The 14376-nt window shown below is 67.9% G+C and carries 9 protein-coding genes; all 9 read left to right on the forward strand.

The features are described from left to right. Positions 1-131 precede the first annotated feature (131 nt). The 9 genes from glmS (at position 132) to MLP_RS15325 (ending at position 14090) form a co-directional block, all read left to right on the forward strand. The gene (glmS, locus tag MLP_RS15295; RefSeq protein ID WP_013864049.1) at positions 132-1979 is read left to right on the forward strand and encodes a glutamine--fructose-6-phosphate transaminase (isomerizing); all 1848 of its coding nucleotides are present in this window, start codon (positions 132-134) and stop codon (positions 1977-1979) included. 102 nt (positions 1980-2081) lie between these two features. Further along, positions 2082-5459 (forward strand): exodeoxyribonuclease V subunit gamma, encoded by a 3378-nt coding sequence (recC, locus tag MLP_RS15300; RefSeq protein ID WP_013864050.1) that lies wholly within the window; start codon positions 2082-2084, stop codon positions 5457-5459. Continuing rightward, positions 5456-8980, forward strand: a complete 3525-nt coding sequence (locus MLP_RS15305) for a UvrD-helicase domain-containing protein (RefSeq protein WP_231851323.1) — start codon at positions 5456-5458, stop codon at positions 8978-8980. Before recC ends, MLP_RS15305 begins: the two co-directional genes overlap by 4 nt. Continuing rightward, entirely contained in the window at positions 8977-10830 is a 1854-nt protein-coding gene (gene recD / locus MLP_RS15310; RefSeq protein WP_013864052.1) for an exodeoxyribonuclease V subunit alpha, read from the forward strand. Before MLP_RS15305 ends, recD begins: the two co-directional genes overlap by 4 nt. Positions 10831-11158: 328 nt before the next feature. Continuing rightward, on the forward strand, positions 11159-11422 hold the full coding sequence (locus MLP_RS15315) for a hypothetical protein (protein WP_041790113.1): 264 nt from the start codon (positions 11159-11161) through the stop codon (positions 11420-11422). A gap of 2 nt (positions 11423-11424) precedes the next feature. Next, positions 11425-11574 (forward strand): hypothetical protein, encoded by a 150-nt coding sequence (locus tag MLP_RS28045; protein WP_156821173.1) that lies wholly within the window; start codon positions 11425-11427, stop codon positions 11572-11574. Between the two features lie 451 nt (positions 11575-12025). Then, positions 12026-12298 (forward strand): hypothetical protein, encoded by a 273-nt coding sequence (locus tag MLP_RS28050; protein WP_156821174.1) that lies wholly within the window; start codon positions 12026-12028, stop codon positions 12296-12298. Between the two features lie 190 nt (positions 12299-12488). Further along, complete coding sequence (locus MLP_RS15320) at positions 12489-13691, forward strand: ISAs1 family transposase (protein ID WP_013863144.1); 1203 nt, start codon at positions 12489-12491, stop codon at positions 13689-13691. Between the two features lie 93 nt (positions 13692-13784). Then, a complete protein-coding gene (locus MLP_RS15325; protein WP_013864053.1) occupies positions 13785-14090 on the forward strand; it encodes a hypothetical protein in 306 nt (101 codons plus the stop codon). Positions 14091-14376: the final 286 nt, after the last annotated feature.

The raw sequence follows: 14376 nt of genomic DNA on the forward strand, positions 1-14376 counted from the left end.
ACCTTCGGCCTGGTCGACCTGTTCCGTCCGATGCCCAAACAGCGTCCCTGAGACCGTCCATCCGCAGCGGCCGAGCTGACCGTCTGATCAGCTACGACAGCGCGAAACCAAGCAGGACAAGGAAGCCGAATATGTGTGGAATCGTGGGGTATGTCGGCCCCCAGGTCGCCGCGGAGGTCGTGGTCAACGGCCTGCGCCGACTGGAGTACCGCGGCTATGACTCGGCAGGCGTCGCCGTTGTCGACGACGGTCGGATCTCGCTGGCGAAGAAGGCCGGCAAGATCCTCAATCTGGAGAAGCTCCTCGCCGAGGAGCCACTGCCCGACTGCGGTCTGGGTATCGGACACACGCGTTGGGCCACCCACGGCGGCCCGACCGACCGAAACGCCCATCCGCATACGTCCGACGACGGGCGAGTGGCACTGGTGCACAACGGCATCATCGAGAACTTCGCGGTCCTGCGCCGCGAGCTCGAGGAAGCCGGCGTCTGCCTACGCTCGCAGACCGACACCGAGATCGTCGCCCAGTTGCTTGGGCGCGAGCTGGCGGCCGAGGGCGTCACCCTGGCCCAAGCCATGCGCGCCGTCTGTGCCCGTCTGGATGGTGCCTTCACCCTGGTCGCGGTGGATGCCCAGTCTCCCGACCGGGTGGTGGCGGCACGGCGCAACTCACCGCTCGTGGTCGGTGTCGGTGAGGGTGAGAACTTCCTGGCCTCCGATGTCGCGGCCTTCATCGAACACACCCGGGAGGCGATCGAGCTCGGGCAAGATCAGATCGTTGAGATCACCGCGGATCGCGTACGGGTCACCGATTTCCAGGGCGGGGAGGCGTCGGTCCGGCCCTTCCACGTCGACTGGGATCTACAGGCTGCCGAGAAGGGTGGCTACGACTGGTTCATGCGGAAAGAGATCTACGAGCAGCCGAAGGCGGTCGCCGACACGCTGCTCGGCAGACATGGTGCCGACGGGCAGCTGAAGCTGGATGAGATCAGGATCTCCGAGTCCGAGCTGCGCGCGATCGACAAGATCGTGATCATCGCCTGCGGCACAGCGAGCTATGCGGGCCTGGTCGCCAAGTACGCGATCGAGCACTGGACCAGGGTGCCGTGCGAGGTCGAGTTGGCCAGCGAGTTCCGCTACCGCGACCCGATCGTCGGACCCACCACGCTCGTTGTCGCGATCTCGCAGTCCGGTGAGACCGCCGACACATTGATGGCGATCCGGCATGCCCGGGAGCAGAAGGCCAAGGTGCTGGCCATCTGCAACACCAACGGCTCCACCATCCCGCGGGAATCCGATGCGGTGATCTACACCCACGCCGGGCCCGAGATCGGTGTCGCCTCGACCAAGGGCTTCTTGACCCAGCTGGTGGCCTGCTATCTGCTGGGGCTCTATCTGGCGCAGGTGCGCGGCACCAGATTCGGCGACGAGATCGGTTCCTTGGCGGCAGAGCTGGACAAGATGCCGGCAGCCATCAGCGCCGTGCTGGCCGACGCCGACCAGGTGCAGGCGCTGGCCGCCGAGTTCGTCGACGCACCGTCGGTGCTGTTCCTCGGTCGGCACGTCGGCTATCCCGTCGCGCTGGAAGGAGCGTTGAAGCTCAAGGAGCTGGCCTACATCCATGCCGAAGGCTTTGCTGCGGGTGAGCTCAAGCACGGGCCGATCGCTCTGGTCGAAGACCAGCTCCCGGTGTTCGTCGTCGTTCCGCCCCAGGGAAGGGACCTGCTGCACGAGAAGGTGGTCTCCAACATCATGGAGATCCGAGCACGCGGGGCGCGCACCATCGTGCTGGCCGAACAGGGCGATACGAGCGTCGCGCCGTACGCCGATGTGATGATCAGTCTGCCGAAGGTGTCGACCCTGCTGCAGCCAATACTGGCCATCGTGCCGCTGCAGATCTTCGCGTGCGAGCTGGCAACCCGCAAAGGTCACGACGTCGATCAGCCCCGAAATCTCGCCAAGTCTGTGACGGTGGAGTAGCCCGTCGGCGGCGGCCGCTCGACCGCTGCTGTTGGCGGGATGAAGGGCGTGATGGTGGACCGCGCCGACGTTGTCAGTGCTGCCTCCTAGGCTCGGGCCACCATGAGTCTTCAGTTGCATCGTGCGGAGCGGTCGGATCGGCTGGTCGCCGGATTGGCCGACCTGCTCACCGACCCGCTGCCTGATCCGTTCGCCAGCGAGTTGGTCGCGGTGCCGACTCGCGGGGTGGAACGCTGGCTCGCCCAGCAGGTGTCGAACCGGCTGGGAGTGTGTGCGGGGGTGGAGTTCCCCTCGGTACGCCGACTGGTGGCCGACGCCTTGGGCTCGGTCACCGGGATCGAGCCCGACGAGGACCCGTGGCAGCCGGCTCTGGCGGTCTGGCCCATCCTGACGATCCTCGATGCGGCCCACGACGAGGCCTGGGCCGAGCTGCTGTGGAGCCATCTCCGCGGGGGCTCGTCCGAGGAGACGCGCGGCGGACGCCGTTGGCTCACGGCCCGCCGCGCCGCGACCCTGTTCGCCCGCTACGCCTCCGAACGGCCCGAGCTCCTGGCACGCTGGCGGCAGGGCGAGGATGTCGACTCGGCCGGCCGGCCGCTGGCCGCGGATCGGGCCTGGCAAGCCGAGCTGTGGCGTCGGCTACGCAGCGAGCTGGAGATTCCGTCCCCTGCGGAGCGGTTGCCCGGCGCGCTCGCCCGGATCGCGGCCGATCCCGCCGCGGTCGACCTGCCCGACCGGCTCTCGGTGTTCGGCCTCACCGGTCTGGACCGCACCCAGCACCAGGTCCTCCTCGCGCTGGCCGCCCGGCGCGACGTGCATCTGTGGCTGAACCACCCGTCGCCCGCGCTCTGGAACGTGCTCGCTGCCCGGCCACCCGCCCCGCTGGGGAGGCGCGCCGACGACACGAGCCTGAGCGCGGTCCGGCATCGCCTGCTCGGCTATCTGGGCCGAGACTCCCGGGAGCTGCAACTGGTGCTGGCCGCTGCCCAGCCCGTGGATCGGCCGCTGCCCGGACCGGCCGACCCTGAGCACGACGACTCGGATCCCCCCGACTCGCCGCCGTTCGACTCACCGCAAGCCAAGCCGGTCACCCTCCTCCGCCAACTGCAGCGGGACATCTCCGCCAACTCCGCTCCCCGACTCAGCGCCGATCGACCGCTGCTGACCACAGCCGACCGCAGCGTCCAGGTGCATGCGGCGCACGGGCCGGACCGGCAGGTCGAGGTGCTTCGGGAGCTGTTGGTCGGGCTGCTCGACGACGATCCGACGCTGGAGCCCCGCGACATCGTGGTGCTCTGTCCCGACATCGAGCGGTTCGCTCCGCTGGTCTCGGCGGCCTTCGGCCTCGCCGACGAGGACGGAGACACGGTGCATCCCGGGCATCGGATCCGGGTTCGGCTGGCCGACCGGGCCCTGCGTCGGGTCAATCCGCTGCTGGAGGTGCTCAGCACCGTCCTTGCCCTGGCCGGCGGCCGGGTCGCGGCCTCGACCGTGCTCGACCTGTCCACCCAGCCGGCCGTCGCACGACGTTTCTCCTTCACCGGTGAGGATCTCGACCGCCTCACTCAGCTCGTCTCGGCCAGCGGCGTGCGCTGGGGGCTCGACGCTGCCCACCGCAAGCCGTACGGACTGGGACACCTCGGGCAGAACACCTGGGCGGCGGGCCTGGATCGACTGTTGCTCGGGATCGCGATGGACGGTGAGGACAACCACTTCATCGGCACCGCCCTGCCGCTGGACGAGGTCGACTCCTCCGACGTCGAGTTGATCGGCCGGCTCGCGGAGCTGATGAACCGGCTCGGCACCGCGCTCGACGCGTTCGATGCGGATCACCCGTTGCACGAGTGGCTGGAGCTCACCCGGCAGACCATCGACGCGCTCACCGACACCACGGCACGCGACAGCTGGCAGACCGGTCACGCCTACCGGATCCTCTCCTCGCTCGGCAGCGCCGAGCTGGCCGCCGACACCGTGCTCAGCCGAGCCGAGTTCCAGGCATTGCTGGCCGACCGGCTGGGCGGCCGGGCCGGACGGGCGAATTTCCGGACCGGCACCTTGACGGTCTGCACCATGTATCCGATGCGCTCGGTTCCCCATCGAGTCGTCTGCCTGCTCGGCATGGATGACCTCAGCTTTCCGCGCCGGTCTCGTGACGACGGCGACGACCTTCTCAACGGCGATCCATGGGTCGGCGATCGGGACCGGCGCAGCGAGGATCGGCAACTGCTGCTGGACGCAATCATGAGCGCCACCGAGCACCTGATCGTGCTCTACACCGGTGCTGATCCCCGCACCGGGGTGTCGCGGCCACCCGCGGTGCCGATCGGTGAGCTGCTGGACGCGGTCGATCTGACCGTACGGACCGAGGACGGATCCGTGCCACAGGACCTGGTCGTGCACCGGCATCCTCTGCAACCGTTCGACGCCGCGAACTTCGCCACCTCAGCACAGTCTGGCGACTCCGCGGATCGTCCCTTCAGCTTCGATTTGGCCGCACTCCGCGGGGCACGTGCCGCGGCCGCCGAACGCAGCAGCGGGCCCGCGGTCTATCCCACCGAGCCGCTGCCGGATCGCGAGCCGACCACCCGGGTGGAGCTGGCTGACCTGGTGCGATTCCTGAGTCATCCAGTGAAGGCCCTGCTGCGCGAGCGCGGCGGGCTGCCGACCTGGGAGGAGTCCGATCCGGTCACCGATCAGCTGCCGGTGGAACTCGATGGCCTGGCTTCGTGGCAGATCGGCAACCGCCTGCTGACCCAGCTGTTACGCGGCGCCGATCCCGACCAGCTCCGCGGCGCGGAATGGCGGCGCGGCACGCTGCCGCCACGGGCTCTCGGTGACCGGGTGCTGGACCGGCTGATGAGATTGGCGCTCGAGATCGCCGATCGGGCTCGTCCTTGGTCGTCCGGAGAATCCACCAGCCACGACATCGCCATCGAGCTGGGCGAGCGGCTGCTGACCGGTACGGTCGCGCCGGTGCATGGGCCAACGCTGCTGTCGGTCGGTTTCTCCTGGCTCAGTGCCCGGCAGCGGCTGGCCGCCTTCAGTCAGCTATTGGCGCTGACCGCCGCTCACCCCGGCACGCCCTGGCAGGCCGTCACCATCGGCCGTGGCGGCACGTCAGTGCTGGGACCGGTGGATCCAGGGTGGGCGGCACTGGTGCTGGACGACCAGCTCGACCTGTATGAGACCGGTCTGCGCGAGCCCCTCCCCTTTGCCCCGCGAGCGTCCGCCGAGTACGCCCGACTACGTTCGCGCGACTTCCAGGTCAGCCCCGCCGACTCGCCTGCCGCGAAGCAGTGGGATCAAGATCGCGACTCCGCGTACGAGCGGTTCTTCGGGCCCGGTGTCACACTCGCCCAACTGCTCGACATTGCGTCGGTGACCCGGGAGGAGCGCGGCACGCTGGCCGAGCCGAGCCGGTTCGGCACCCTGGCCCGCCGGGTCTTCCACCCCATGCTCAGCGCGGAGGAGCTGCGATGACCCGCGACTGGACCGGGCAGCAGGATCGCCCAACCACACCTCCCTCGACGCCCCCCGAGATTGCGCCGATCTCCCTCGAGACCACCCGGAGCATGGCCGAGATCGCCCCCGCCGTGTCCACCATCCCAGCTGAGTCGGCACCGGACACCTTTGAGATCTGCGGCCCGTTGCCCACCGGGACGACCGTGCTGGAGGCCAGCGCGGGCACCGGCAAGACCTACACCATCGCTGCCCTGGTGGCGCGCTATGTCGCCGAAGGGCTGGCCGAGCTTCCGCAGCTGATGGTGGTCACCTTCGGCCGGATGGCCACCGACGAGCTCCGGGTCCGGGTCCGCGAACGGCTGGTCGGGCTGGAGACCCAGCTGGCCGCGGCGCTGGAGCTCACCCCGCCCGGGCTGACGGTGCCGGAGCCGGACGACGTCGCCAGTCTGCTGATCCAGGTCGATCCCGCCGAGCAGACCGCCCGCCACGACCGCGTCAGCCGGGCGCTGGCCGACTTCGACACCGCCACCATCGCCACCACCCACGAGTTCTGCCAGCGGATGCTCGACGATCTCGGGGTGCTGGGCGACCCGGAGCCGGACGCGGTGTTCGTCGAGCACCTCGCCGAGCTGACCGAGGAGGTGGCGCGGGACGTCTACCTGCGTCGCTATGCAGCCGCGCCGACGAGCACGCTGACCTACGCCGATGCCGTCCGGCTGGCCGACGACGTGGTCCGGGCCGGACCGATCCGGCTTGTCCCTGGGCTGGGCGCGGGAGCCCGTGCCGACGAACGGGTGGAGTTCGCCCACGAGGTCATCGCCGAGGTCCGGCGCCGGAAGGCACGAGCTCGCTATCGGACCTATGACGACATGCTGACCCGGCTGCAGGCGGCGCTGGCCGACGAGCAGCACGGCGCACTGGCCGCCGAGCGGCTGCGAGAACGTTTCCATGTCGTGCTGGTCGACGAGTTCCAAGACACCGACCCCATCCAGTGGGACATCCTGCGGCGAGCCTTCCACGGTCATCGCACGCTGGTGGTGATCGGCGATCCGAAGCAGGCGATCTATGCCTTCCGGGGTGCGGATGTGAACAGCTATCTGCAAGTCGCCCGCGAGGCATCGCAGGTCGCCACCCTGGGCACCTGCTATCGCAGCGACCGGGCACTGCTGGACGGTCTCGACCTGATCATGGGCGGCGCGAGTCTCGGCGACCCCAAGATCGTCGTCCGGCCGGTGGGCAGCGCCCATCCGGTACGACGGCTGACCGGCGCCGGCGCTCCGGTCCGCGTCCGGGTGTTGCCGCGCAAACTCGAGGGTCAGGAGTATGTGCAGCGACTCCGGGACCGGGTGGCCAAAGATCTGGTTGCCGAGATCTCCCAGTTGCTCGGCTCAGGAGCCCAACTGCAGCTGGCTGGTGCCGCGTCCCGGCCGATCGGCGCCAGCGACCTGGCGGTCCTGGTGCGACGCAATGTCGCCGGCGAGCAGATCCGCGATGCCTTGGCCGCCGCCGGCATCCCGGCGGTGCTGCACGGCTCTGATTCGGTGTTCTCCTCGGCGGCTGCCAGGGACTGGCTGCGCCTGTTGCAGGCCCTGGAACAGCCGCGCCAGCAGCTGGTCCGCGAGGCCAGCCTGACCAGCCTGGTCGGTTGGACGTTTCCCCGATTGGCTCGAGCCGACGAGACGGCGCTGGCAGATCTGTCGTACGACTTCCGCCGTTGGAGCCGCACCCTGGCGCACCGCGGGGTCGCCGCCCTGCTGGAGGCGCTCGGCGCCGACACCGACCTGAGCGGGCGGGTGCTGAGCCAGCCGGACGGCGAACGGCTGCTCACCGATCTGCGGCACATCGCCCAGCGCCTGCACGCGGTGATGTCCGGTCAGCAGCTCGGCGCGGCGGGGCTTCGGGAATGGCTGGCCGAGGCCATCGACGCCGCGGCCACCGACGACGTCACCGAAGGACTGCGCCGGCTCGCGACCGATGCTGCAGCCGTGCAGATCCTCACCCTGCATCGCAGCAAGGGCCTGCAGTTCCCGATCGTCTACCTGCCGGAGGCGTGGGACTGCTTCGTGCCCTCGGACGATCGGGGGTCGGTGCTGCGCCTGCACGAGCAGGATGAGCATGAGCGGGGCGAGGAGGTGCTGGACGTCGGTGGTCGGTATGCCGCCGGCCGGTCCGAGCGACTCCGGCAAGCGCTCGCGGAGGAAGCAGGCGAGCACCTGCGGCTCTACTACGTCGGTCTCACCCGCGCCCAGTGTCAGGTGGTGACCTGGTGGGCCGACTCGCGCAACACCCCGACCTCGGCGCTGCACCGCTATTGGGCCCGCAGCCGTCGCAGTGGTGATGTCGAGCCTGACTATCCGGTCGACCTGGGCCCGGCTGACTGGCCGCTGCCGCGCAGCACGACTCCAGGGGATGCCTCCGCCAAGTTGTTGAGTGTCGAGCAGGTGGCAGCCCTCGGCGCCACGCCCCAGTTGAGGGCGAGCAAGAGCCCCGCGGCCCTGGACATACGCCACTTCACGCGCGAACTCGACACCCACTGGCGCCGTACCTCCTACTCGGCGCTGACTGCTGCCGCCCACGGTCTGCCGTCATCGCCGGGCGTCACCAGCGAACCAGAGCTGCTCAAAGAGGACGACGAAAATCTGCTCGGCCCTGACCAGACCACCGGACACGCCGAGCTTGCGCCAGCCCCGGACCCTGCGGACACCCTGCCTTCTCCGATGGGTCAGCTGCCGGCCGGTGCCGACTTCGGCACAGCCGTGCACGGGGTGCTGGAGGTGCTCGATCCGACCGGTGACGACCTGGCGGCTGCCACCCTGGCCGCCACCACCGAGGCGCTGGCCGGGCTGCCGCATGGCGCGCTGAGTCCGGAGCAACTGGCCGAGGCGCTGCTGCCCTGTCTCCAGACGCCGCTCGGACCGCTCGCCGACGACCTCACGCTTGCCGAGCTGAGTCCGCACGACCGGCTCAGCGAACTGGTCTTCGAACTGCCGCTGGCCGGCGGTGACCGGCCGCGCGCAGACGTACGGCTGGCCGACCTGGCACCGCTGCTGGCCAGACACCTGCCGGCCGATGATCCGCTGACCGGCTACCCCGAGCTGCTGACCCATCCGCCGCTGGCGGAGGAGTCGTTGCGGGGCTATCTCACCGGCAGCATCGACGCGGTGCTGCGGGTCGGTCCCGCCGAAAGCCGTCGCTATCTGGTAGTCGACTACAAGACGAACTGGCTCGGGCGCGGTGGGCCGGGCGAGTTGACCGTCGCCGACTACTCGCCGGCCTCGATGGCGGCCGCCATGACGGCGGCGCACTATCCCCTGCAGGCGCTGCTCTACCAGGTGGCACTGCACCGGCTGCTGCGCTGGCGCCAGCCGGGCTATGACCCCGAGACTCATCTCGGCGGAGTGCTCTATCTGTTCCTGCGGGGTATGGCGGGCCCTGCCACGCCACGGATCGACGACGTGCCGTACGGGGTGTTCAGCTGGCAGCCTCCTGCGGCCCTGATCACCGAGTTGTCCGAGCTGCTGGATCGAGGTGTGGAATGACAGCGTTCAGCACCGAGATCGCGGTGGCCAGCCGGGCTGCGGGACTGCTCGCCACGTTCAATACCGCAGGGGTGCTCGACCTGGCCGACGTACACGTGGCCACCGCCGTCACACGGATCAGCGGCGAGCCCGACGAACGGGTGGCTCTGGCTCTGGCTCTCGCGGTGCGCGCACTGCGGCTCGGCTCGGTCTGCATCGACCTGACCACGGTCGCGCACGAGGTCTTCGAGGCGGCCGAAGAGGGTTTGGACGTCGCCGAGCTGCCGTGGCCGGACCCGGACGACTGGTCGGCGCAGGTCAGCCGGAGTCCGGCCGTCGCCGACGGGGCCGAGGCAGCCGACGGGCGTCCACTGCGACTGGTCTCGGGAAAGCTCTATCTGGAGCGCTATTGGCGACAGGAAGAGTCGGTACGTCGCCAGTTGGTCGACCGCCGCGCCGCGCCACCACCGGAGGTCGACGTCGACCGGCTGGCTGTCGCGTTGGATCGGTTGTTCGACCGAGGTGGTCTGGGTCCGGAGGAGGAAGACCTGCAACGGCGGGCCGCCGAGGTCTGCGCGCATCAGTGGGTGACCGTGCTGGCCGGCGGGCCCGGCACCGGAAAGACCACCACGGTTGCGAAGGTGTTGGCGATGCTGGCCGACCAGCCTGGTCGGCAGCCACGGATCGCCTTGGCGGCACCGACCGGCAAGGCGGCGGCCCGTTTGACCGAGGCGCTTTCGCAGGCCCGGCGTCAGCTGGCGCCGGAGGACGCAGCCCGAGTCGCCGAGCTGAGCGCGCTCACCCTGCACCGGCTGCTCGGCTGGCTGCCCAGCACCCGCGGTCGGTTCCGTCACCACGCCGGCAACCGGCTGCCGTACGACGTGGTTGTGGTCGACGAGATGTCGATGGTGTCGCTGACCATGATGGCCCGGCTGCTGGAGGCCGTTCGTCCTGACGCTCGGCTGGTGTTGGTCGGCGATCCCGACCAGCTCTCCTCGGTGGAGGCCGGTGCCGTGCTGGCCGACATCACCGGTGCGCTCGGCGTCGACGCGCTTGGGGTTGACGGGGGTGGGGTTGATGCTGGCCGGACCGACGGCGGACGGCGCAGTGTGGTCCGGCTCCAGCGCACCTGGCGGTATGGCGGCGCGATCGAGGATCTGGCCCGCGCGGTCCGGGAGAGCGACGAGGACGCGGCCATCGAGGTGCTGCGCCGCGGCGCCGACGATGTGGTGTTCACCGAGACCGACCTCGCCCATCCCCGCCCGGCCGGCATCGAGCCATTGGCAGCGGCCGTCGGCGCGGCGGGCAAGGAACTGCGGGATGCCGCCATGGCCGGCGATGTCACCGGCGCCCTGATCGCACTCGACCGGCATCGCCTGCTGTGCGCCCATCGGCACGGCCCGTACGGGGTGTCCCGCTGGAGCCAGGAGGCAGAACGCTGGCTGGCCGAGGCCGTGCCCGGCTACGGCGAGGACGGCGAGTGGTATCTGGGGCGGCCGCTGCTGATCACCGTGAACGACTACGACCTCAACCTGTTCAACGGCGACACCGGCGTCGTGGTGGCGACCGTCGGTGGTGTGCGTGCCGCGTTCGGGCGTGGCTCAGAGCCGATGCTGATCTCACCGGTCCGGCTGGATGCCGTCCAGACCACCCATGCGATGACCGTGCACCGCGCCCAAGGCAGCCAGTTCGACATCGTCTCGTTCGTGCTGCCACCGCCGGACTCCCCCTTGCTGACGCGGGAGTTGCTCTACACCGCCGTCACCCGAGCCAGCCACCGCGTGCAGGTCTTCGGCACCGAAGAGGCCGTACGCCGCGCCGTCCGCCGCCCGGCAAACCGAGCCAGCGGACTCCGCGGTCGGTTGAGTTGAGCGAGAAGCGGCTTGCCCGAGGAGAGTGACACGCCGAATCGCTCATACGATGACGAGATCGCAGTAGGCCGTGCAGTCGCACCACACTACCGATGGAAATAGGAATGTGGATTTCAGAAGACGGTAGAATAAATATCATTGCACTCCCAGAACCAACTGATATGGCCCTGATGGACCATTTAGACTCAGAGACCTAACACATTGACATCAGGCGCGCGTGGCGCGCCAGCCTAGCGCAACCAGATGCTACGATCCGAAACGTGCGGACCGCGGGCCACAAAGGCACGCTTACTGCCGAAATGATCGCGAGGAGGGGTGGCGTAGCAGTATGGGAGATTACAGTTTGTCGGATGAACCGACGGAAGTTCTCGTCTCGATCGAGGAGGCACTTCCCGGCATGCGGATCGTGGATCTGCCCGAGGGTCAAAGCTGGCTGGGAGCGCTCATGTTTATCAAGACACATGGCGCGGAGGGTGGCGGATGGTCCATGAGACGCACCGAAGGTCTCTCTAGTGAAGAACTGCTCGGCATCGTCAGTATTTCAGCAGAAATGTTGCTCGAGAAAATACAATACGAAAGCGAGGATCGATGACTGTGGCAGACGACGAGAGGCTGGGACCACATCCCATTGGTGACGTTTTTCCAGGCGTGGCCTTGGCACCGCTGCCCGACGACTGCGTGCTCGAGACCCTGTTCGTGTTCTCGAAGTTGCGTTTCAATGACGGCACCACTGCGTGGCAGTGAAGATCGCCCGGGATCACCAACCATGAGGAACTTCTCGGAGCGCTCATCATGCAGGTGGAGACGCTCAAGGCGGATTTGCTCGACGACTGGGAATGAAGGTCAACCCCGCCGCCTTGCAACCTCAATGAGGTTGCACTATTCGGCCTGAATATGCTGCCGAACTAGAAAGGGGACGTATTGATGGTCATCCTGCGACTGCGTTCTCTCGAGAGTCTAGGCTCAACGGACGAAAGCGATAAACCGAGTTCACATTTCCCCGAGAGGCAAGTATGTTCAGAAACACTCCGCGTCCAAAATGAGTCCTTCAGATGCACATCTCGCGCTCATTCGTCGACTTCGGGCAGCACCACAGCGGACACGGTCGCACCAAGCTCTCCTGGCCTGCTTGGAAAGACTGGCCAGTGGGGGACCAACAGATGGGCAGTTGGTTGAGATTTATGACGCTTGGACCGTGCCGGTAGCAGACGGGTTCTGCGTAGTCTACGCGCGTCCGTTCGGGAAGATGGTGGGGGTGCGCGTGCTTCGAACCAGCTCCGCTGACTACCCGCTCTTTCTCAACGCGGATGGCAGCGTAGATGTAAACGATGCAGAGGACTTCGGTAGCGCCGTCGCGGACTACGTGATAGCCGAGCCGCTCGGATCAAGAGCCCGGTCGCTGAAATACGACCGAGAGGGCGTTGGTTGGTGGGGCGAGCCACCGATACCGCCAATAGGCCACGACTGAAGCAGTTTCAGATCACCGCGTGCCGCGACGGGGAGAGGACCGGAGAGGACCCAGGGCTTGTTCAAAGTCGTGGTTGCGGCGTGGTGTCGGGTTGACACGCCATGGGTGAGGTATAAGCCGGGCGGGCACGGTGGATACCGGGATCGTGGTGGGTGCTTGACGTCCACTGCCGATCGATCGGAGTCCTGCCGTGCCCGCACCCGTATCTTCTCTCATCCCGGCCGCTGATGCGCTGCGCGCCCATCAGGTCGAACCCGGTCACGGTGTTCCGGTCGAGGTGTGGGAGGTGTTGTCGATCATCACCGATCCGCGGGGCCGGCGGGGCCGCCGGTATGAGCTGGCCACCGTGCTGGTGGTCGCGTTGGCCGCGGTGGTCGGCGGATCACGGAGTCTGGCTTCGATCGCCGGATGGGCAGCGGATCTGCCCACCTGGCATTGGCCACGGTTGGGGATCACCCGGCGGCCGCCGAGCCTGTCGACGATCCGCCGGGTGCTGTTGCGGGTCGACCCGGAGGTGGTGGACGCGGTCCTGCACGCCTGGCTGGCCACGCTGACACCGGTCTCGTCGCGGTGGCGGGCGGTCGCGGTGGATGGCAAGACCTGCCGCGGCGCCCGCGGTGTGGATGGGTCGAGGGTGCATCTGTTCTCGATCGTCGACCATGCCACCGGGGTGCCGTTGGGGCAGGTCAACGCCGGCGGGAAAGATCATGAGATCGCCGCGTTCGCGGCGGTGTTGGACCGGATCAACCTCAACGGCGTCATCGTCACCGCCGATGCTCTCCACACGCAACGTGGCCATGCCCACTATCTGCACCGGCACGGCGGCCGGTACGTCTTCGTGGTGAAACGGAACCAGCCCACCTTGTACGACCAGCTCGCCGGGCTCCCGTGGAGCAAGGTGCCGGTCGCTCATCGTGTGGTGGAGAAAGGGCATGGGCGACGGGAGTCCCGTACCCTGCAGCTGACCGGTGTCCGGGCCGGGATCGGGTTCCCGCACGCCCGGCTCGTCGGCCGGATCGTGCGGAACCGGACCGAGACCGCCACCGGCGAGACCACGCAGGAGATCGTCTATGTGGTCACCAGTCTCGGCTGGTCAGACATCGCCCCGGCCGACCTCGCGACCTTGGTCCGTGGTCATTGGAGCATCGAGAACAAGGTGCATTGGGTGCGTGATCTCACCTTCGACGAGGACCACTCCACCGTGCGCACCGGCACCCTGCCCCAGCTGATGGCAACCCTGCGCAACACTGCGATCGGACTCCTCCGACTCCGCGGGAAACACACCAACATCGCCGCCGCGACCCGCAGCCTCGGTCGCCAAACCGGCCAACTGCTCGACCTGATCGATCACGCCCAGGTCACACCAGTCACAACAGAATCAACTTTGAATTGACCCTGGGAGAGGACCGCCTCGCCGTCGCCTCGTTGTGGTCGAAGGCGTACCGGCCGGACGAACGGACACACGCTGACTGACGCCCATCTCGACTTGGCCGGCCTGGCTGAGGCCGACGCTCTTCTCGCCGAGCTGGACGTGGACTGGTCCGACGGCGAGTTCTCCAACCAGGTGAAGGAGCGGTTCACCGCCGAGCGGGACGGGGTGCATTCGCTGGAGACGCCGGGTGGCTGGTCGTTCACCATGGTGCCCGCCGGGCTTGCCGTTGTGCGGAACCTGATGCAGGAGCAGGTCGCGGTGCATGCGCGAGACCGCAGCAGATACGGCAACTGGTCCGACGCTGGCACCGGCGCCGGCAAGACAGTGTCGGCGATGCTGGGGGTCGTTTTCCCGGTGTGACCGTCGCGCGACTGCCAGGCGGTTGCGTTACTGAAACCATGTTCGTATTCGCCAAGGTGCGCTTCGACGGCAGGACTACTTCGTGGATATGGAAGTCGCCCGGGATCACCAACCAGGAGGAACTTCTCGGTGCGCTCATCATGAGGTAGAGACGCTCAAGGCGGAGATGCTGGAGTATTGGGAGTGAGGTCAACGCAGCTTTTCCCTAGGCAGCCAAACCGCCGACGCTTTCTCCAATTGATACCTCGGAGCTATGGTATAGAGGATGAGGATACGCTTCAGACCA

This window comes from Microlunatus phosphovorus NM-1, from assembly GCF_000270245.1.
Classification (GTDB): domain Bacteria; phylum Actinomycetota; class Actinomycetes; order Propionibacteriales; family Propionibacteriaceae; genus Microlunatus; species Microlunatus phosphovorus.